16 protein-coding genes, 1 tRNA gene and 1 other RNA gene are annotated in these 21,522 nt (G+C 43.8%); 5 read left to right on the top strand and 13 right to left on the bottom strand.

Going from position 1 to position 21,522, the window contains the following annotated elements; translation table 11 throughout:
• Nucleotides 1-15: 15 nt before the first annotated feature.
• From udp to R7E51_RS21260, 7 genes are all read right to left on the bottom strand, one after another.
• Nucleotides 16-774: a uridine phosphorylase gene (gene udp, locus R7E51_RS21290; protein WP_005378479.1), complete on the bottom strand. Its 759-nt coding sequence runs from the start codon at nucleotides 772-774 to the stop codon at nucleotides 16-18.
• A gap of 314 nt (nucleotides 775-1,088) precedes the next feature.
• Nucleotides 1,089-3,395: a zinc/cadmium/mercury/lead-transporting ATPase gene (locus tag R7E51_RS21285; protein WP_206958515.1), complete on the bottom strand. Its 2,307-nt coding sequence runs from the start codon at nucleotides 3,393-3,395 to the stop codon at nucleotides 1,089-1,091.
• Nucleotides 3,396-3,567: 172 nt separating this feature from the next.
• Nucleotides 3,568-3,987, bottom strand: coding sequence for a CBS domain-containing protein (locus R7E51_RS21280; protein ID WP_005378483.1), 420 nt, complete (start codon nucleotides 3,985-3,987; stop codon nucleotides 3,568-3,570).
• A gap of 245 nt (nucleotides 3,988-4,232) precedes the next feature.
• Nucleotides 4,233-4,967, bottom strand: a complete 735-nt coding sequence (locus R7E51_RS21275; RefSeq protein WP_005378485.1) for an RNA methyltransferase — start codon at nucleotides 4,965-4,967, stop codon at nucleotides 4,233-4,235.
• A gap of 212 nt (nucleotides 4,968-5,179) precedes the next feature.
• Nucleotides 5,180-5,276: signal recognition particle sRNA small type (gene ffs, locus R7E51_RS21270), an RNA gene on the bottom strand.
• Nucleotides 5,277-5,413: 137 nt separating this feature from the next.
• On the bottom strand, nucleotides 5,414-7,417 hold the full coding sequence (locus R7E51_RS21265) for a GGDEF domain-containing protein (protein WP_206958514.1): 2,004 nt from the start codon (nucleotides 7,415-7,417) through the stop codon (nucleotides 5,414-5,416).
• Between the two features lie 155 nt (nucleotides 7,418-7,572).
• Entirely contained in the window at nucleotides 7,573-8,316 is a 744-nt protein-coding gene (locus R7E51_RS21260) for a hypothetical protein (RefSeq protein WP_005389942.1), read from the bottom strand.
• Between the two features lie 257 nt (nucleotides 8,317-8,573).
• Here R7E51_RS21260 and R7E51_RS21255 point away from each other — a divergent pair, with 257 nt between their 5' ends.
• Nucleotides 8,574-8,876 carry a DNA base-flipping protein gene (locus R7E51_RS21255; protein ID WP_005378570.1) on the top strand — a complete coding sequence of 101 codons (303 nt, stop codon included), beginning with the start codon at nucleotides 8,574-8,576 and terminating at the stop codon, nucleotides 8,874-8,876.
• 30 nt (nucleotides 8,877-8,906) lie between these two features.
• On the opposite strand, the gene R7E51_RS21250 is transcribed toward R7E51_RS21255, so the two are convergent.
• On the bottom strand, nucleotides 8,907-9,341 hold the full coding sequence (locus R7E51_RS21250) for a YbaY family lipoprotein (protein WP_005378572.1): 435 nt from the start codon (nucleotides 9,339-9,341) through the stop codon (nucleotides 8,907-8,909).
• A 240-nt stretch (nucleotides 9,342-9,581) separates the two neighbouring features.
• On the opposite strand from R7E51_RS21250, the gene tesB reads away from it, so the two are divergent.
• Nucleotides 9,582-10,442, top strand: coding sequence for an acyl-CoA thioesterase II (gene tesB, locus R7E51_RS21245; RefSeq protein ID WP_005378575.1), 861 nt, complete (start codon nucleotides 9,582-9,584; stop codon nucleotides 10,440-10,442).
• Nucleotides 10,443-10,510: 68 nt separating this feature from the next.
• On the opposite strand, the gene R7E51_RS21240 is transcribed toward tesB, so the two are convergent.
• Entirely contained in the window at nucleotides 10,511-13,552 is a 3,042-nt protein-coding gene (locus R7E51_RS21240) for a cadherin repeat domain-containing protein (protein ID WP_206958513.1), read from the bottom strand.
• 456 nt (nucleotides 13,553-14,008) lie between these two features.
• The gene (locus tag R7E51_RS21235; RefSeq protein WP_017820003.1) at nucleotides 14,009-14,473 is read right to left on the bottom strand and encodes an Lrp/AsnC family transcriptional regulator; all 465 of its coding nucleotides are present in this window, start codon (nucleotides 14,471-14,473) and stop codon (nucleotides 14,009-14,011) included.
• A 138-nt stretch (nucleotides 14,474-14,611) separates the two neighbouring features.
• On the opposite strand from R7E51_RS21235, the gene R7E51_RS21230 reads away from it, so the two are divergent.
• Nucleotides 14,612-15,706: a PLP-dependent cysteine synthase family protein gene (locus R7E51_RS21230; protein WP_005389952.1), complete on the top strand. Its 1,095-nt coding sequence runs from the start codon at nucleotides 14,612-14,614 to the stop codon at nucleotides 15,704-15,706.
• A 61-nt stretch (nucleotides 15,707-15,767) separates the two neighbouring features.
• On the opposite strand, the gene R7E51_RS21225 is transcribed toward R7E51_RS21230, so the two are convergent.
• The gene (locus R7E51_RS21225) at nucleotides 15,768-16,085 is read right to left on the bottom strand and encodes a DUF1244 domain-containing protein (protein WP_005378586.1); all 318 of its coding nucleotides are present in this window, start codon (nucleotides 16,083-16,085) and stop codon (nucleotides 15,768-15,770) included.
• Between the two features lie 214 nt (nucleotides 16,086-16,299).
• Between R7E51_RS21225 and R7E51_RS21220 the strand changes: the two genes are divergently transcribed.
• The gene (locus R7E51_RS21220) at nucleotides 16,300-16,875 is read left to right on the top strand and encodes a porin family protein (RefSeq protein WP_053307492.1); all 576 of its coding nucleotides are present in this window, start codon (nucleotides 16,300-16,302) and stop codon (nucleotides 16,873-16,875) included.
• Nucleotides 16,876-16,955: 80 nt separating this feature from the next.
• Here the strand turns inward: R7E51_RS21220 and vmeF are convergent, their stop codons facing one another.
• On the bottom strand, nucleotides 16,956-20,069 hold the full coding sequence (gene vmeF / locus R7E51_RS21215; RefSeq protein WP_054576347.1) for a multidrug efflux RND transporter permease subunit VmeF: 3,114 nt from the start codon (nucleotides 20,067-20,069) through the stop codon (nucleotides 16,956-16,958).
• The gene (locus R7E51_RS21210; RefSeq protein WP_005378593.1) at nucleotides 20,069-21,163 is read right to left on the bottom strand and encodes an efflux RND transporter periplasmic adaptor subunit; all 1,095 of its coding nucleotides are present in this window, start codon (nucleotides 21,161-21,163) and stop codon (nucleotides 20,069-20,071) included. Before R7E51_RS21210 ends, vmeF begins: the two co-directional genes overlap by 1 nt.
• Nucleotides 21,164-21,455: 292 nt before the next feature.
• Here R7E51_RS21210 and R7E51_RS21205 point away from each other — a divergent pair.
• A tRNA-Tyr gene (locus tag R7E51_RS21205) sits at nucleotides 21,456-21,522 on the top strand.

The raw sequence follows: 21,522 nt of genomic DNA, 5'->3' as shown, positions 1-21,522 counted from the left end.
GCCAACTATAGAGGCTTAAAGCATTTTACGCGCTGCTTCTACAACCACTTTAATTGAACGCGCTTCCGTTTCTTTCAGAGTTGAATGATCTGGAATCTCTTTTTGTGTACGGTTGATGATAACACCAGCCACACAACCCGCTTTTAAACCAGAGCTCGCACACATTGTTAGCAGTGTTGCAGACTCCATCTCGAAGTTAAGTACGCCCATGTCTTGCCATTCTTGCATAGAGCCTTGGAAACGCTTAACAACACGACCAGAGAACGTATCGTAACGTTCTTGACCAGGGTAGAACGTGTCGCTTGATGCAGTCACACCCATGTGAACTGTAGCGCCAGACTCTTCTACCGCTGCTTTCATTGCGGTTGCTACTTCAAAGTCAGCAACTGCTGGGAATTCCATAGGAGCAAAGTGTAGGCTCGCACCGTCAAGACGAACTGACCCCGTCGTTACGATCATGTCACCCACGTTTACATGCGGTTGAATTGCACCCGTTGTACCAACACGTAGGAAAGTGCGAACACCAAGCTGTGCCAATTCCTCAACTGCGATAGAGGTAGAAGGACCACCAATACCTGTAGAACAAACCACAACAGGTTTACCGTCTAGCTCTGCACGGTATAGCGTGTATTCACGATGGCTTGCTAGAAATACTGGATTTTCCATTTGTTCTGCGATTTTTTGAACACGCGCTGGGTCACCAGGAATGATCGCTAGAGTCGCACCATTAAGATCAGCTTCAGTAACACCTAAATGGAATACAGCTTGAGACATAAGTCGCTCCTTATTGTGGCTTATTTTATGAACAATAAGCTCATTAATCAGTTATTGGGTACAGATGCACTGTAGCGAACCTTTCACCAACATAGAGTGATCACAATCACAATGATAAGATGTAATGAAAATGAAATTTCAAACAAAACTGGTATTGATCACACTTTAAGGGGCATTAGATCATTTTGTTGCATAGCAATGCGTGATTTCAAGGACGAGAAAAACGTCTGATCGCATCAGGTGAATACGGTTAAAAAAAGCCCGATACACGAATGCCTCGGGCTATTAATGAGTGGGATCATTGGTTAGGTCAGTTATTTGATCTGTTTGGACTCAAAACGAAGTAATCTCAACGCATTCAATGTCACCAGTGCTGTTGCACCACTGTCAGCTAATACTGCAACCCACAACCCAGTAACCCCAAGTAAACTTGTCACTAAGAATACACCTTTCAAACCTAGCGCTAACGCGACATTCTGACGAATGTTACTTAGCGTCGCACGCGACAGTTCTATCATGGCAGGTAGCTCAATCAAACGGTTGTGTGTTAACGCCGCATCAGCAGTCTCGAGCGCAACATCCGTACCGCCTCCCATCGCAATACCAATGCTCGAAGCTTTCATGGCTGGAGCATCATTGATACCGTCTCCCACCATCGCAACGGTATGTTGTTGTGATAGTTTCTCGACGTAATGCACCTTGTCTGCAGGTAACAAACTCGCTTTATAATCCAAGCCTATTCTATTTGCCATTGCTTCTGCACTTCTCGGGTTGTCACCCGTTAGCATCACCGACGTGACCCCAAGTTCCTTCAACATTGCGATGGCTTGCTTGGCATCTGAGCGCAATGTATCTTGCCATGCGATCACGCCAATGACCTCGTCATCGTAACGAACAATGACAACCGTTTTACCTTGTTGTTCCAACGTAACCACTTGCTCTTTGGCTTCTTGAGAAAGTGGAAAGTCTGCCTTTGAAGGCGTGACCACTTGGACCATTTTTCCATCGACGTAACCAGTGACACCAGAGCCTACTTGCGCGGTTTTATCCAACGCTTCAGGAATAGTAAGCCCCTGCTCTTGCACTTTGGTAACTAAAGAAACCGCTAGAGGATGACTTGAACCAACCTCGATTGACGCAGTTAGGCTAAGTAACTTGTCTTCATCCATATCAAAAGCAAAGACGTCGGTCACTTCTGGTTTACCTTGCGTCAGTGTCCCAGTTTTATCAAATGCGACAGACTCAACCTTGCCAAGCAACTCAAGCGCCGCTCCACCTTTGATCAATGCGCCCCGCTTAGCCGCTGCCGCCAAGCCAGAAGTGATCGCCGCAGGCGTTGAAATGACTAATGCACATGGACAAGCAATCAACAGCAGGGCGAGTCCTCGATAGATCCACGTTTCCCACGGTTGGGCAAATAGTAATGGCGGCGTAACGATAACCATCAGAGACACCAACATCATTAGTGGCGTATACCAACGGCTAAATTTATCAAGAAAGCGTTCTAATGGTGCCTTACGGGATTCTGCTTCTTCAATCAAATGAAGAATTCGATCTATCGCATTCTCGCCCTGACGGGAAGTCACCTGTAAACGAACCACTTTATCGACAACCACAGCCCCGGCCATCACTTTGCCACCGGTTTGATGTTCAACGGGAACAGATTCTCCCGTTAACGCACTTTCGTCAAAACTCGCAAGCGCATCTTGCAAAACACCGTCGGCAGGCAAACGACCTCCGGGTGCGACTTCTATGATATCCCCTGGTTTAAGCTGCGCAGCTGGTACTTCTTTGCGTTCACCATCAATAATTAAAATTGAATTTTCTGGGACTAAGTCCATTAACGCCTGGACACCGCTTCGCGCGCGAGATGATGCATATGCTTCTAACTTTTCACCAATAAGGAAAAGCAATAACACCATTGCGGCTTCGGCGGTTTCACCTAAATATAAAGCGCCGAGCGCCGCTACACTCATTAACGTTTCAATCGCAAAAGGCGTACCGCTACGCGCCAACTTAAATGCTTTGAGCGCGATTGGGTATAAACCAAGTAAACACGTCAAAGTGAATAACCAAGCGCTTATTTGAGGGTCGATCTTAGAAATTACTGCCGCAGTAGCCATTGCACCAGCAATCGAGAGAATTTGGATGTTGTCTCTTATGACGCCAAGCCAGCCTTTCTTTGTAGTGCTTGGTTTTGGAGCATCAAGTGAAGAGAGCGGGAAACCCGTTTTTTGGGCTGTCTGCTCTATCGTAGCTATCAGCTCTAGACCATCAAAATCGACGACCAGTTTTTCTGTTGCAAACAAAACCTTGGCTTGGCTGACGCCTTGTAAAGACGTAATGGCTTTCTCAAGCTTTTGCGCACAAGATGGGCAATCCATACCTGACACAAGCCAAGCGTTCCGAACGGAGGAATTACTCTCCCTTGTGGGATCGTCTTCCTCGCCTGTGTCAACGCTGCAGCCTCCTCCACTACAGCAAGAGCTTTCAGAAACATCAACACTGGCCTGAGAGATATTGAGCGAAGATTTTACTGGCGCACAGCATGACTCGCTTGCACCAAGCGGCACCGCAGTTTTGATTTTGCTAGATTGGCAACCTTGATGTTTTGTACACATAATTTTTTCCTTATTGGTATCGGTGATTTACCTATTGCTAAGGATAAACCTTAGAGTAAGCTCCAAGGTCAAGATAAATTTGTACAGTTCGGCGATAGAAAATAAAAAAGACGCCGAAGCGTCTTTCCAAACCAGTTTAAAAGCAATATTCCGTAAAGTTTAAACAGAGAGGTTAAACGGGATGCTTAAAACACTCATTTAATGTCATTCCTATGGCACGCAGCACGTCTCTTCTTGTGATAACACCAACCAACTTACCTTTGCCATCCACCACTGGATACATTTTCGGCTTTCCAACTTTCATCATGTCAGCCAGTTCAATTACTGACATTTCTGGAGAAACAGATAAGACATCATCATGCATACACTCTTGTACCGTATGTGTATCTTGGCAGTGATAACTTGCTTTCACCAACTTATCTAATAAGTCTTGCTCCGATAAAAACCCAACCACTTTTTCATTTTCATCAATGACAGGGCCACCTAGTGTGACACTTTGCATTACTTTGTTTAAAGCTGCCGAAAGTGACATATCTTTCGTGAAAGTCACCGCTTGCAACGTCATGTAATCTTTTACTTTTAATGAATGCATTCTTATCTCCTTAAGGGCATTTTATTGCGGCCTTTAGATAAGTGTCGCCTAATTTCCTGATTTTACTAAATGGAAAGGAGTAATTTTATTTATAGGCACAGCCTATTGAACTAAAACAAAATTAACTCACCGAACAACATTCACTGTATTTCGTTAAACGCAAGATTCAGCCAGGCTGATTTTTCTAGGCAAAATACAACAAAGCCAGTCAAATAGACTGGCTTTGTTATTAAGTAATTGTTGCATTAGCTATGTTGGCGGCGCATGTTGTCTAAAATAATGCCAGTCGCCATCGCGACATTCAGTGATTCGGCACCGCCAAACGCCGGAATCGTGATCTTATCTGTCACGAATTTTGCTGCGGCTTCACGCACACCATGAGATTCGCTGCCCATCAACAAAATACCTTCAGCAGCGAAATCCGTTTTATGAACGCTCTCTCCTTCCAAAAACGCGCCATATACTGGCAATTTGGCGTGTTCCAAGTAACTTGGCAAATCCACCAAACTCACTTGTACGCGGCCAAAGCTGCCCATGGTCGCACTGATCGTTTTAGGATTATAAGGATCAGCACAATCTGTACTCGCAATAATGTGCTTGATGCCATACCAGTCTGCAACACGAATAATCGTACCTAGATTACCAGGGTCGGATACACCATCTAGCGCAATCATCAAGCCTTTCGCTTGAGGCTCTTTTACACTCGGAATTTCAACCACAGCAATGGCCGCATTATTGCTCACAAGCGTGCTCGCTTTGGTCAATTCATCAAGCGATGCTTCAACACAATCAAAACGATTTAGCGTACCAGCATTTTGTTCGAGAAATGCCGCTGTTGCAAAAACCTGCTTCACCTTCAATGAACTACTTGCTAGCTCTAGTACGTTCTTTTCACCCTGAACTAGGAATAAGCCATGCGCTTTACGCTGTTTCTTTTGACCTAAAGCACGAAGCAGTTTTAATTGGTTTTTTGAAATCATTAAAGTATCCCAGGTGAAAATGGTTATTCGGCGAGCGTACCCTAAACAATCTTCACGACAGTTCGGTATCAAGCGGATGAGATTATAAATTATACCTAAATAACCTCAAGAAGCTTGATCATCAGAAGACGTTGAACACCAAGCGTAGCCAAAATAAAAGAAGGCTCAAAAACGAAAAAAGCCCTGCGATAACGCAGGGCTTTCAAAGGGTGGGACCCCAGCCACATCCCGGCACACAAGTCACACGCTGCGGCTGCTTCCTTCCGGACCTGACCGAGTTCACGAGCTATTGTTGCGAGAGGACCAGAGCCCCATAATTCTTTTCGAGAGGTCTTGCCTCAATCGATGGGGCGATTATTCAGTATCAGCTCTCATAATGCAAGAGCAAAAACCTTGAATTTCATCATTTCATTACCGTTTGAACAAAACTCGATCAATTCATTCCTTTATGATGAAACCGTGCAGTCACGATAAGAGGAGTCGTGCCGTGAGGACTGCTTACTCATGTACATGTCTTCATCAGCCAAATGCATCGCTTGCTCTAAGCTCATGTGCCGTTCCCTTTTTGCAGAGAAACCAATAGAGATACTTATAGACTCCAAATCACTACATAATTTGCCTTTCACGTCGATTCTACTGAGCTCTCTCATTGCTCTAGTTAACTCGGCTTGCGTTGGATAACCCAGCAATATGAACTCATCCCCTCCAATTCGATAACATCTTCCCGACCAGACATAATGAATTTTTAGCGCCAGTAGTTGTAAAACTTCGTCCCCAGCGCGATGACCATAAGTGTCATTGATTCGTTTGAAATGATTAATGTCTAAGTAAAGTATGGATAGATCTTTGTTTACTCCTTTTCGATACTTTACTTGCAACGCACGACGATTCCTTAACCCTGTTAAGTTGTCAGTGTTCGATTGACGGTAAAGATAAAGCGAAACACAAATAGCAAACAATAATACAAAGATAAACACAGCTTGTGTTTGCGTCGCTAATCGAATCTCATATTCAAGTGCGGTACGCCAATCTGGGCGTACATCGTACTGAGCAATGATCTTATCAACTTCTAACATCGCTATCGCTCGACTGAAGAAAGGCGCAAGCATGGCTCCTTTTTCATTCGCGACCAATCCAACAGAGAGTTGTGACTCATAAAACTCGCCAATAGCGGTATCCTGCTCTATCGGAACCAATTCACTGAGACGTAAAAAATGATTAAGCATCGCCGTATCCATCGGAATGTAATCGACTTCTTCATTTAGTAGCCCCTGAATGAGCTCTTGTTGGGTACGATAACGTTTGAGTTCTTTTAGCGGTAACAGTTGCGTCATCATTTGATCGAAAAAGTCATCCTTAACTACGCCAATCCGCTCAGATATCAACTGTGAAACATGAGAGTATGTGCTCGGTTTGTAACCTAAACGCTTGACCATCACCGATGCTGGCGCGTAATGGGGCTTTGGAAAGTAGCTAAATGCGCGCCGCTCACGGCTGACCGTTAACGGCGCCAAAATTTCGAAATTACCTTGGATAAACTCATGGTACATAGAACCCCAGCTTTCACCAGGCTCACTAATGATCAAGCAGTTTAAAGCCAAGATCTCACAGCTTCTCAGGACTACATCAGCCGTCATCCCTTCGACACTACCATCTGCGTTGTATACAACATATGGAAAGATAGATTCGAGCTTAATCCGTATTGGTTCATTAAAATCAAGGGGCAATAAACGAATAGAATCACGCAACGCTGCTCGCCTTAATTCAAATTGATACTGGGAAATTTCTTCGCGAAGCTGCTTTTGCACCGCTTCCCCGTGAATAAACGTAGCGAACGTGTCCAACGCTTCAAGATGATGATCTTTTTTACTGATGATGGATACGGGCTTTATCGAAATCTGATCATTGAGCATCTTGGCGTCAAACCCCTCCATCAGCATCGGCTTGAGCTGGTTAATGGCATCGACAACGCCATCCACAGCACCTGAACGTAGCAGTGTTACTGCTTGTTCGTGACCTTGATAAGAGATCTGTTCTAGCTCAGGGTAGTGTTGTTTAAGTAATTGGGCATAAACTGTATCTTTGGGGACGCCAACACGCGAAATGTCACTCAACGTCGAATCTTTTAAACCAAAGAGGTAGGTATATTCGATATTTGTTGGGCGGGAATAACTAAAACGTTGAGCACGTTCTTGTGTGTAAGTGATATTCGCAGCAAAGTCCGCTTCCCCATTCGCTACTGAATTTAGAATGGCATCAAAGCTGGAGTAGTTCACGTATTGAACGGTAAAGCCAAACTCCTTTGAAGCAGCATTGAAAAGAACACGAGTGACGACATCATCCGCTTCAGTCGCGACTTTATAATGAGCAATTAAAGGGGCTTCGGCTTTTACATTCAAACTCAAGAGGCAACATGCAAAAAGCAACAGTGTTCGAGCAAAAGTTGTCATGACAAACTTATCTTAAATCAACCACTTATATTGTGGTTATTATTATTATTGGAAGTGTAGTAAATATGAAATGAAGAACATATACTAATCTCCATTTTGTTCCACAACCAATTCGATACTCTGCCGCACATGTCACTTTTTACCTGACTAAAAACTCATAATTCAGCCTGTTCATCGCTACTACGTAAAATATAGTCAGTCATCCAAGCCGTCCCTAACAAACAGATCCAAACCACGAAAACAGGGTTTGGCACATCCGTGGTCGGGCTGACGACTAAAGCGGCAAAACCCACAGTCGGCAATGTCCAACATAATAATTTGCTCCAACGAATGGTATGTTGAAGCTTCGCAAGTGCTTCCATTGACGCTAACATTCCCGTCAAACTTAACGCCATAAGAACGGCGTACGGTAGGCCTGCAATCCACAATGGGAGCAACAAAAACAACGGCCACCAGCTGTGTTTATTGGATGGCGTCCAATGCGCAGCCGACCACCACATCGCCATAACCGCAATGGTTTGAACCACTGTAACCCAAGCAGAACCATCCAGCTTACCGCCTTGCTGTGTGACCATAAGACCAACTTGCAGTGTAAGTACAATAAGACCAGCGGTGAGCAACACACCTAAAGAGCTTCTACGAGAAAATACCACCATTAAAAGTGGGAAAAGGATCAAAACACCAACCGACAAAGCAATTGGCTGCATTGAGAGTGTCGCACCAAAAGCCATCATCGCGCCCAGCAATACTAAGCCAGCGAACCCACCTTGTGGCAGAACCCACAGCGCGGGGATCATAAGTGCAAGAACGGGAATGTCACCCTCGCTCAAACTCATCGCCCGAACACAGACAACAGCGAGTAAGGTCGTAACGAAAAATTGAAGTGTCGATAAAATCATAGCGCCTCCTGGCTTCCCCACCTACTTGGTAACTCAACGGCAAAAACTGGGATTGAAAGTCGTTGAGAGGGTCTAGATTCAAGCTTAGCTTGCGTTTGCTTCATGCTGTTTAAGGCTCATCAACCAACGACACTAAAGAACAGAAAATGTAATTCTTCAAAGTGAGTCGCTGGCAACACAAGGGTTAAGAACCGTTAGCAATATACAAGTCCAATGGTTTACCATTCCTTAGTAACCCAAAATAGACACTTTTGAGTATGGACCAATTTTTAGCGCAAATCTTTGCTGTAATTCACCAAATTCCAAAAGGAAAAGTCTCCACCTATGGGGAAATTGCCAAAATGGCCGGTTATCCGGGCTATGCGAGACATGTTGGTAAAGCACTGGGCAACTTACCAGAAGGCAGTAAACTCCCCTGGTTTAGAGTGGTAAATAGCCAAGGAAAAATATCTTTAAAAGGCAGAGACTTAGAGCGACAAAAAAAGAAATTAGAAGCAGAAGGGATTGAAGTATCGGAAGTTGGCAAAACTTCACTTAAAAAATACAAATGGCAGCCTTAAGCTGCCATTTTTTGTTCTCAGTACGTCGTATTAACGTGTTCCAACTAGACGAATATCTAATTGGTGAGTTTGTGCTTCATCTGTAATAACACCGTTATGTGTGTCGCTGATAAAACGCAGCTTTCCATCTACCTCAATGCGAGCACGAACGCTGTAACGATGGTTTGGTTTGATTTCATTGCTGTCGTAACTCAACTCAAAAGAAAGAGGAACTTGCTTACCTTCTGTTTCGAATGTCTGTTTCGCCAACACTTTTGCTGGCGCATCCGCCAAGGACACATCTTCTAACGCAATAGTAACCACTGCGTTTGGTGGCAAGGCAATCCGCTCGCGATAAGCCACTGTACCTGTAATCGTCTTCATTGACGCTTCTGTAGATTCCATTTCTGTATTTTGAGAAGTTTGGCAACCCACTAACGCAGCCCCAAAGAGTAGAGAAGTAACAAGTAGTAGTGTTTTTTTCATATATTCCTCGAAAAGAGCATTAAACCGAGGCAATTATAGGTGTGGAATATAAAACTGTCTGCTTCCTGTCACTTTATTTGACAATAGTTTGACTGAGTTAGAATTTATCAAACAATTGATTTTGTTTCATAATTGGAACAATACTATTTCTAAGTTACTCAATAGTTCTTAACTATGCCACTTCACAAGAGTGAGGCTGTTGAGGTAACTTGGAATGAAAGACAACGGTGAGGAGACACAATGAGTAAACCACTACGAGAATTGCTCAGCCTACTACAACTCGAAAAATTAGAAGAAGGCTTGTTTCGTGGCCAAAGTGAAAACCTAGGTTTGCCTCAAGTTTATGGCGGTCAAGTAATTGGGCAAGCGCTTTCTGCTGCGCGCTACACCGTTGAAGAAACACGCACGGTACACTCCTTCCATAGCTATTTTTTGTACCCTGGCGATCCAGAAAAACCTATTATTTATGATGTAGAAAATCTGAGAGATGGCCGTAGCTTTAGCACTAGACGCGTAAAAGCAATTCAAAATGGACGCCCTATTTTTTACCTAACCGCATCCTACCATGGCGATCAACCTGGGTTTGATCATCAAAAAGAAATGCCAGATATCCCTGGTCCAGAAAACTTTGCCTCAGAGAGTGAGCTCGCAAGCCATATTGCAGAATTTCTACCCAAACGCTTACGCAAAACATTTTGCGGGGAAAAGCCAATCGAAACTCGCCCCGTTACGGTTATCAACCCTTTGAAGCCCAAAAAAGCAGAACCCAAACAGTACCTTTGGATTCGTGCTAATGGTGAAATGCCAGAGAATCAGCTAATTCACCAGTACCTTCTGGCCTACGCATCCGATTGGGGATTCCTTGTGACAGCAATGCATCCACATGAAGTCTCATTAATGACGCCTAACTTTCAAGTGGCCACCATTGACCACTCTATCTGGTTCCATCGTCCGTTTAAGATGGATGAATGGCTTCTATATGCGATAGAGAGCCCAACGGCGAGCAATACTCGTGGGTTGGTCCGTGGCGAAATATACAACCAGCAAGGTCACTTAGTGGCGACCGCCGTGCAAGAAGGGGTGATGCGCTACACGAAATAGCTCGTGTTCGCCAGACGAAAAAAGGAGTGCTGTTCCGCACTCCTTTTTTAAGGGGTATCAAACGATGATTAATTTGGTTGATACTTCATGTTAATAACCGACCATTCGTAAAGTGATTTCGGGTAACCATATTCGCCTTTCCCGTAAATGACATTTGGGTCGGCATAGAATCCACCTTTATTCGTTGCTAAAAATTCACGAACCCCACGACGGTAAGTAATCACAGGTGCTACTAACTCATACTCTACCTTTTCCATCTTCGAGTCATCAATTATTAAGAACCGAGTCATACGAATCGTGCTGCCGTTGGTGCAGTACCCTGGGTCATCATAGTCAATTGCTTCAAAAGGCTTGAGATCATCTTCGAACAGCTCTGATGTACATCCATCAAATCGAGCTAAGTGTACCCACGCTCCTTTTATTAGAGTTTGGTCATCGTTACCCACCGGCTTGAATGCAAGTAGTGCAATCTTACCTTTGCCGTATAATTTCAATTCTTCGTCCGTTGGCTCTCGCACTGAACGAACGTTCATCAAACCAAACTCACTTTCTTCTAAGTTAGAAAACTCACGTGCATTTAGCGTGCTAAACAATACTGTTTGTTCAGTTTCAAGCAATGTATATTGATCCGCAACACCTTCATCTGCAAAGCTTAGATACAGCTGGACTTTCTTACTTTCCAACGCTTTGTAATCTCGAGATTCTCCTTCCGAAACGTCGAGAGAAATCCAACGTCTTTTTACTGGTGGGAGGTCAAGTAACGTCAGCTCTTCCTTATCAACATCTAATGAAGCGACTCCTTTAATTGTTGAGCTGGATATTTGATAGCTGCGGTTTCCTATTGGTGTACCAAAGTCTAGCTTAACCTTTTTAAATGGTTCAAATTCCACCTTCATTGTAGAAGCACTTAAACCAGGGTGATTCGCTTTGTTAATAGTGCCATTTACGACGATTGTTTTAGCTTTGTAGTTGCGCCCAGTAAGAGTAACCTCTAATTGGTACGTGCCTGCATGCAGGATTTTCAAACGCCCTGTATCAGGAGAAACTAGCTCGACCACAGGGTCTTTTTGGTTAATAAGACGGTAACTTGCCTTCGCAGTCCCACCACTCATCACTGGTGAGATAACACTACCAGCGGAGAATTCTACCGTTGGGTAAGTAACCGATACAGGGTTTGTGCCTTGTTTAATCGTGACCGAGAAACTACTTTCACCCGGATCCACTTTGTCGTCCCCCGCATCCGAAACAATAATTTTTGTGCTACCCGCGTTAAGAATTTGCATGGCACCCGTTTGGCTGTTTAAGGAAACCACATCTGTTGCAGCGTTGTCTGCAAATCGGTACGTAACTTCTCCAACCGTACCAGAGATTTTCGGCGCAACAAATGTTTGGCCAACCTTCCAAATCTCTTCCACATCGGATTGAACTTCAATTCGGCTCGGCGCACTCAAAATTGTCACATAGACTTTTTGATCAGGACCAACAGTATAATTCGCGCTCTCTTTTCTGCGCACAGTTAGCGTCGCTTTACCCGCTTTATACACATGGAGACGTCCTTCACTAAAACCACCGACAACATCTGGTGCGGTGTTATCTACAATCTCAATTTGCTCGTCAGCACTCAAACCAAAATCACGGTGAAGATCAAAACTGTATTTGTTGCTGTACACAACGTCATAATCGTGCGTTGCCATCGGTTGGCCTTCAGCCTTTGCAACTTTAATGACGACATTAAATTGAATAGGTTGGTAGAACTCCCCACCATCGTCTTCAAACTTAAGGTCGTACTCACCCGCAGTCACTACCTCCAACTTGCCGTCAGTCATTCGTAAGCCATTAGGTAAGCTGCTAACTAGATTTACGTTACCTTTTTGCCCTTTAAACGCCAGAGGGATTGAAAGATTTGGTTGATAGGTAAGCGGCATTTCAATGTCTTTTATAACGGGATGAGGCGCGCGATTAACTTCAAGATCAAAGCGAGTTTTGCTTGCAGGATAATTACGCATGTCATGCTCGTAAATTTCCACTTCAGCAGCACCAACACCTTTGATCAGTAATGCTTCACCATTTTCAGTTTTAGCGACAACGTCTTCACCACGAATGATTCTCAGCTCATAGTCACCGTAGGCGTTCGTCACCTTAGGGAAAATTCGTCCACCTTCCTCATAAGTTGTGACGATATCCGCTGCCCTGATTTCTTGACGCTTGCCTTGTTTTACATCCACAAAAAATTGCGCTGTTTGCTGTTTATCCAGAAACGCGTCGCTGTAAGTTGCAGTCGCTTCAACCGTTAATCGACCAACATTATGAACAAGAAGTAAACCCGTTTCAGGGTCTAGCAACTCGGCCACCTTGCTGTCTGGTACGCTATTTATAATTTTGTAAGAAATACGTTGCGTTTGAGCTTTATCTAGACGCACTGGTTCTAACGTCAACCCTTCTCGATACTCGTCTTCAAGCAAAGCGAACTGTAATTGCCCCGGAGCTACTGCATGCAGCTTAACCGTAGCGCGAACTTGTTTCGGCAAGTAAAAGTCGTTACCTGAATCAGTAATCAGCACCGATGCCTGACCAACTGAACCTAATGAATATACCGAACCGTTCTCATCAACACGAATCAAGTTATGACCACTTTCTACCTCATAACTCAGTTCGCCTTTTTGGCCACGGACGATCAACGCTTTTCCTTCTGACTCAATCGCATTGAAATTCAGATCACTCACTGAAAGTTCAGTATTGATGCCTCGCTCTACAGTGACAGAAAATCTTGCTTCAGAAGATTCATAAGCAGAGCTACTATCTGTAGCAAGAATAGTCGCCGTTCCTGGGCGCAGAATTTGTAGTATTCCTGAGTCATTAATTTTCACGACATTTGGCGGATTAGAATCAATGACTTGGTAAGATACCGACCCATGTACATTGCTCAGTTTTGCTTCAGTAACCGTTCCCACTCCTTCAAACTTCAACACCGTGTCTTCCACTTTTAATTGCGGACGGTTCTGCTTTGTTATCGTAGTTGGTGTCTTCGTATTGTTCGGCTTAGAGTCTCCCCCACCGCCACAGCCAGCGAGTAAAGCTGCGAGAAAAAGCAAATAGTAATTTCTGTTCATTTTTAGTAATACTTTGTTACATACAAGATGGGGCGATAATAATACGATGTTTTATTAATCACTATCCCCATTTTTGAGTACTTTATTACTTAAGTAATTGCTACTGTATTAATCCTAAAAACAAATAATCAAAAATAGCGACCAAATTACATGAAAACACAAAAAGCAAACGTTTAAATCAAACTCTTCCATTAATTTAGTAAAAATTAATATTCAATAAAATAAAACATGAAAAAGAAAGAGAAAAAATTGCGTTATTTTTTCTTTCGTTATGATGTATAGGATTAATGGACTGCAAAAACAAATGGTTAATGAAAAATAGAAGAGAGAATAAATATCGTTTATATTTATAAAAATCTGGTAGGAAATAGTTTTAAAAGCATAATCAAACTACCTTTTAACATTTAAAATACTAAAAGGTAGAATTAACATTAGATAGAATTCTTATAGGGCGAGTTATTTTAGGATTGGTAACTCTGTTGTGTATTTAATGGACTCCATAGCAAATGTTGAAGTCACATTAGATAGCCCTTTTACGCTATTAACTAACCGCTTATAGAATTCGTCAAAACACTTCATATCTTTGACTAGTACTTTCATCATGTAGTCATACTCGCCAGCCATACGATAAAACTCCATTACCTCAGGAAAGTCACTCACAGTTGTAACAAAATGGTGATACCAACCTTCGGAATGATCAATCGTTTTTAACTGAACAAATGCAATGAAAGATAGCTCGAGCTTTTCTGTACTTAACAACGCCACGCGTTTTTCGATGTAGCCCTCTTCTTCCAACCTTTTCAAACGCTTCCAACATGGCGTCGTTGTCAGATTTACCTGCTCTGCTAACTCATTTAATGACAAGGTGCTGTCGGTTTGTAACAACGCAAGCAGCTGTTTATCGACCCGATCCAAACTCATCCTATAAAACCCACGAAGTGTAGAAAACTTTTCTATCAAAATAGTCATTACCGGCAACTATAGCAAAGTTTTTCTCTCGTATTATAGGTAAATTATTCCCATCTAATGCTTATCTATCGATTTCCAAGGAGAGACGCCATGTGTACTGACCACAACTGGATCAACAATGCAGTGCGTAAAATTGAAGCAGACTTTCAACGTTCTGCTGATACTCATTTATTTAAACTTGAACTGCCTTCTCTTGATGGTATCGATATCTACCTAAAAGATGAGAGCACGCATCCAACAGGCTCTCTTAAGCATCGATTGGCGCGCTCATTGTTTCTTTATGCTATTTGTAATGGATGGATTGGTCCTGAAACCACTGTAATCGAGGCGTCCTCAGGCAGCACTGCCGTTTCGGAAGCGTATTTTGCGCGTTTACTTGGCTTACCGTTCATTGCCGTCATGCCGAAAACCACTGCACGTAAAAAGATCGAACAAATTGAATTTTACGGTGGTAAAGCGCACCTTGTTGAACGATCAGATCAGATTTATGACGAGTCTCGACGCTTGGCTCAAGAACTAAATGGTCACTACATGGACCAGTTTACTTATGCTGAACGCGCTACTGACTGGCGCGGTAACAACAACATCGCGAACTCTATCTTTAGCCAAATGGAGTTAGAAGATCACCCGATTCCTAGCTGGGTAGTGATGAGTCCTGGAACAGGCGGCACATCAGCAACCATTGGCCGTTTTATTCGTTACCAAAAATACGACACTAAGCTTTGCGTGGTAGACCCTGAAAACTCAGTGTTTTACGATGCTTTCCAGTCAGGAAATCACTCATTGAAAGGCGATACTGGCAGCAAAATTGAAGGTATCGGGCGACCACGTGTCGAACCAAGTTTTATTGCTGGTGTCATTGATGAAATGCGCAAAATTCCAGACGCAGCCAGTGTGGCAACCGCCCATTGGGTATCTCAGCTGATTGGGCGTAAAGTCGGCGCATCAACAGGCACCAATCTTTACGGTGTGCTGCAATTGGCTTGTGAGATGAAACAACGCGGTGAGAAGGGTTCTATCGTGACGCTTCTATGTGATTCTGGAGAGCGTTACCTAGATACGTATTATGACTTAACATGGGTAAAAGAGAACATCGGCGATATTCAACCTTACTTAGCTCAACTCGAAGTCATTCAAGCAAAAGGTTGCGTTGAGCCAGCTTGTTGCGGCTCAACTAACGCTTAACGTGCAAACTGGACTTTAAAAAACAGCCCAACTTCATGTGGGCTGTTTTTATCGCTGGGTTTTACTTTTTCTGGCGCGCTTCAAACGCAGCCAATTGTTCTGGCGTTGCCGCTGGTTGATGATTTTGTTTCCATTCATCGTAAGTCATGCCGTAAACACGTTCGCGAGCGTCATCAATATCTAAATCCAAACCGAGATTTTCAGCCTCAGATTTATACCATTTGCTAAAGCAGTTGCGACAGAAGCCCGCAAGGATCATCAGGTCGATGTTTTGTACGTCTTTGTTAGCATCTAAATGCGCCAATAAACGGCGAAATGTCGCCGCGTCTAACTTATCTTGTTCTTCTTGAGTCAAGTTTTTGTATTTGAATTCAGCCACTTTCCTTTCCTTCTCTCTTATTTAGCTAGCTTTCGTCACCATATCTAGTTAGTCGGTAGTCATGAGTAAGAAGTATGCTTTAGCGCAACAATTCCCATTCTAAAATCACTACCTTTGATAAAAGCTGATATGATAATTACCATCCATCCTATTGATTAAATTAACATTTAAACAAATCATTACAACGGTCTTTTACCAAGGTTATCGTCTAGTTATGAAAAACGCCATTCTATTATTGTCTGCCTTGACCATTAGCGTGCCAACTTTAGCTGCTCAAGAACAAGCTCATCAATCTTATTTTTATCTGGGTACTGGTAACGTTGGTTTTGATACACCGTATTTCGGCTCGGATAGAGACAATGAGTGGTCAACACCACATATCACAGTTGGCTGGGGTTACCATATAAACCAATACCTCGCGTTTGAAGGGGTTCTGCGCTATTCACAAAATGAACTTAAGAACGATGCTCTAAAAACTGACTTAGATCTTCACTATTACCAAGCAGGTATGTCTGCTGTTGTAACAAGTGATAACTTAGGCGATACGCCGCTGTCACTGTTTGGTCGCGTAACTGCGCTTGGCACTCAAGCTGAAATGTATGTTCCAAACGAACAAAAAGTCACAGATGATTCAGGCGCGCTATTCAACATCGGTGCTGGTGTCCATTGGGATATGAGCAAAGATATCTGGTTACGCGCAGAGTACATTTATAATGTCGCGGATATGGGTTTTGAAGATTTTTACGACAGCTACGAAGGTGTACAAATCAGCCTAGGGAAACGCTTCTAATCGAACGCTTCCGAGCTAACTTTAAACCGATAAAGAGAAGCCGAGGTTATTACCTCGGCTTTTATGTTTTAACGTTTGATTTAAGGGTGCGCTATACGGCCCTTCGTATCATGGCTAATTGCTTTGTTTAACTCTGCTTCTACATGACCTGGTGCTTGTGTTTTCGCCGAAATCAATCGGTACATTGCCGGGATAACAAACAAGGTCACCAATGTCGCAAACCCCATCCCGAAAAAGATTACCGTACCCACGGCAATACGGCTCTCATAACCCGCCCCTGTCGATACGATCAACGGAATTGCGCCAGCAAGTGTGGTAAACGCAGTCATCAAGATTGGACGTAGACGTCGCGCAGCTGCATCAATGATCGCTTTTTCAAACCCAACGCCACGATCACGTAGCTGATTGGCAAATTCTACGATCAAAATACCGTTTTTCGTCACCATACCAATCAACATGATCATGCCGATCTGGCTATAAATGTTCATACCTTGGCCCATAATAACTAAACCAAGGAAGCCACCAAATACACCCATCGGCACCGTAAACATGACCACTAACGGGTTTACGAAGCTTTCAAACTGAGCCGCCAACACGAGATACGCCACTAGCAGTGCCAATGCAAACACAACAGCAACACTCGCTTGGTTCTCTTTAAAGTCTTTCGACTCCCCCGAATAACTCACCGAAATGTCACCCGGTAAGTTGTCGATGGCTTCCTGGTCTAGGTAATCCAGCGCATCTCCTAATGTATAACCTTCCGACAGGTTGGCAGTAATAGTGATGGACTTCTGTTTGTTGTAGTGAGAAAGACGAATAGAGGCCGCCACTTCTTCAATTTTTGTGACCGCATCTAACGTCACTAGCTGACCGCTATTCGTGCGCAGATAAATCTGACTTAAATCTGCAGCATTATTAAAGCTATTTTCATCACCGCGAAGATACACATCGTACTCTTCGCCACGCTCAACATAAGTCGTTTCGCTTTTACCACCGAGCATGATTTCTAGGGTGTCAGAAATGTCTTGAACACTGACTCCTAGCTCTGCGGCACGCTGTCGGTCAACTGTAACCAATAACTCAGGCGTTTTTTCCGAGTAATCTATCTCTGCTCCTTCCATCATTGGTGATTCTTCTGCTTTGTTCTTTAGCATTTCAGCCCAAACAACGAGCTCATCGTAATCAGAGCCGCCTAATACGAACTGAACTGGCTCACTCGAACCACCTTGGAAACCTGGCATAAATGGGAACACTCGAACATCTGGGATACCTGCCAATTCTTTCCGTACTTTGTTAAGGGCTTGCTGAGCCGTGATATCACGTTCGTTCCAATCTTCTAGAATCATGATCACAAAGCCTGTCTGGTCTCCTGCCTGGCCACCAAACGCTGGCGTTTGGATACTGAATGACTTCAGATAACCTTGCCCTAGTAATGGCATCAATCGGTCTTCGACAATATCCATATTGGCTGACATACGATTGTATGACGTAGCATCTGCACCGCGCACAAACGCGAATATCACACCGCGATCTTCTTGTGGGGTCAGCTGGGCCGGTACCTGATTCATCAAGAAATAGCTACCGCCCAAACAAGCTAGAATCACCAGCGGAGCAGCCCAACGTACTTTCAATGCGCCTTTCAATAATGCGCGATAACCACTCTCAAGCTTGCTAAACAAGCGATCAACCGCTTCATTGAATCGATTTGGTTTTACATTCGCTTTCAAAATCTGACTACCTAATACAGGAGTCAGCGTCAGGGCAATCAAAGAGGAGAATATGACCGACATAGCCAGCAATACAGAAAACTCTGTAAATAGTAGACCTACCATGCCATCCATAAAGGAGATCGGTAAGAACACCATCACCAGCACTAATGTTGTTGCTATAACAGCAAAACCAACCTCTCTTGTGCCTTTATATGCGGCGAGTAATGGCGATTCACCGCGTTCAATATGGTGGAAGATATTCTCTACAACCACAATTGCGTCATCCACCACCAAACCAATCGATAATATCAACGCCATCAAGGTGATCAAGTTGATAGAAAACCCAAAGTAGTACGCGGCAATGAACGAAGAAATCAGAGAAACAGGAACCGTAACCGCAGGAATTAAGGTTGCACGAGCTTGGCCGATGAAAATGTACAACACCAAAATCACCAAGCCGCCTGTGATAAATAGCGTGCTGTACACCTCTTCGATTGAACGCTCGATAAATACTGTCGCGTCGTAATCTATCGCAAGGCGTGTACCTTCTGGTAAGAACTTCTGGATGTTATCGACTTCAGAACGAACCAGCTTAGCAACCTCTAACGGGTTTGCGTCTGACTGCGATACCACACCAAGACTGATGTTTACTACACCATCACTTTTGAAGGTTGAATTTTCGTTTTCTGCACCAATGAAGACATCTGCTACATCTTTTAAATAGATAGGTGTATTGTCGCTTGCGCGTTTAATGACAAGATATTGAAAATCTTCAGGCGTGTTATAAGTACGAGCCGTACGCACGGACATTACTGTTGAGTCGTTGCGAACTTCACCACCTGGGCTTTCTAGGTTCTCACTTCGCAAAGCTGATGTAATGTCCGAAGCTGTAACTGAACGTCCAGCCATTAGTTCTGGCTTAAGCTTCACGTACATGACCTTGTACAAACCACCGGAGAGATCAATGGAGCTAACCCCAGAGATCAGGCTAAAGCGGTCCATCAATACACGTTCGGCATAATCGGTTAATTGAGTACGGTCCATCTCTGCAGAACTGAGATTGATGTAGAGCGACGCCTCTCCCGAGCCATTGTTCTTATAAACAATAGGGTCATCCGCTTCATCAGGTAGCGAGCGCTGAGCACGAGCCACTGCATCACGCACGTCGCTCACACCTGTGTTGAGATCGTAACCTAACTCAAACGTGATCGTGATACGCGACATGCTGTTACGAGTAGTGGAGCTAATTTCATCAACTCCACTGATCCCAGAAAGCTGGTCTTCCAAAACGGAGGTAATTTGGCTTTCAATAATAGTCGCCGATGCACCCTCATAACGCGTACTGATAGAAACGACTGGGCTTTCTATATCAGGCATTTCACGAACGGCTAATTTGGTGAATGACACAAAGCCAAACACACACAACAGCATGCTCAGAACCAACGCCGCGACAGGGCGTTTAACTGAAACGTCGGACAGTAACATTAGTTTTCTTCCTCATCCGATTCACTGTCATTGCGTGTCACATCCGTGGTGTTCGCTTTTAGTGGCGCGACAATTTCTTTCACTTCGACACCATCACGCATGTTAACAATGCCTTGAACCACAATCTTGTCACCAATCTCAACACCAGATTCGATCACCACCTCGTTGCCAACACGAGCACCTAGCGACACTTCTTGACGAGTAGCTTTGTTATTTTCATCAATTACATATACAAAACGTTTAGTTCCGGAGTATTCAAGTGCTTGAACAGGAATGATTGGCGCCTTAATAGCAGGAAATGCTAGTGAAGCGTTCATCAACATGCCCGGCTTCAATTGATTTTCTGGGTTATCAAACTCAATACGCACGCGAAGATTCAGTGTTTCGGCACTGATCCGCGTATCAATACCTGTGACTTGACCAGTAAAGGTCTGGCTACCCCATGCACTGGTTTTAGCGATGACTTCCATACCAATAGAAAGCATCGATAAATAGCGCTCCGGTACTTGTAAATCCAGTTCCATGACGGAAAGATCATCCAACGTCAAAAGTTCAGTACCCGCACTGACCATTTTGCCGCGGCTAAAATCGATAAAACCAACAGTGCCAGAAAATGGGGCAGTAATATGGAGGTCAGCTAAATTGGCTTGAGCAGCATCAAGCCTCGCTTGTGCTATTTCAACACTGGCTTTTTGTGCATCGATTTCAGTTTGAGTAATCGCATTCCGCTTAACCAAACGTTGGAACTCTTTTAACTTACGCTGTTCATCTTTTAGATACGCCTTTGCCTCAATCAAAGCGGCTTGAGCCTTATCGTCATCTAACTTAATTAATAGCTGGTCTTGCTGGACATTTTGATTCGCTTTAACAGCGATTTGATTCACTTTGCCAGCGACTTCCGATGCGACAACCACAGACTCCGCTGCCTTTAATTTGCCGATAAGAGTTAAGGATTGATTGATCTCATGCGTTTCTACTTGTTCAGTCACAACAGTAACCGCTGAGCCTCCTCGCATCGCAGCGCAAACCGATGGAGAACTCAGTAATATAGAAAGCGTTAAAACAGATAACGATAACGTGGCTTTCATGCTCATGATATTGACTTCTAAACGAATAAACTTATGTCATTAAACTGCTTACAGTTTATCAGTAGATACGGTGTTTAACGTCAAGTAGTGTAAATTCAAGTAAAAAGCGCGCCTCTCTTCTGTTCAAAGGACAAACAAAACGCTGACTTTCTACCATCTTTGCCCAAAAAGACAGCATTCAACGTAAAAACGTAAGAAAAACGCTTTACAGCCTGAGCGAGTTTGCTATGATTCGCTCCGCACTTGGGAGATGAGTTGGGAAAACATCTTACTAAGTATAAAAATCCTCTGGAGGGGTTCCCGAGTGGCCAAAGGGAGCAGACTGTAAATCTGCCGGCACTGCCTTCGATGGTTCGAATCCGTCC

It is taken from the genome of Vibrio sp. Vb1166, from assembly GCF_033338695.1.
Lineage (GTDB): Bacteria > Pseudomonadota > Gammaproteobacteria > Enterobacterales > Vibrionaceae > Vibrio > Vibrio alginolyticus.
Note: the sequence above shows the minus strand (reverse complement) of the source record. Positions and strands in the feature narration are given on the sequence as shown.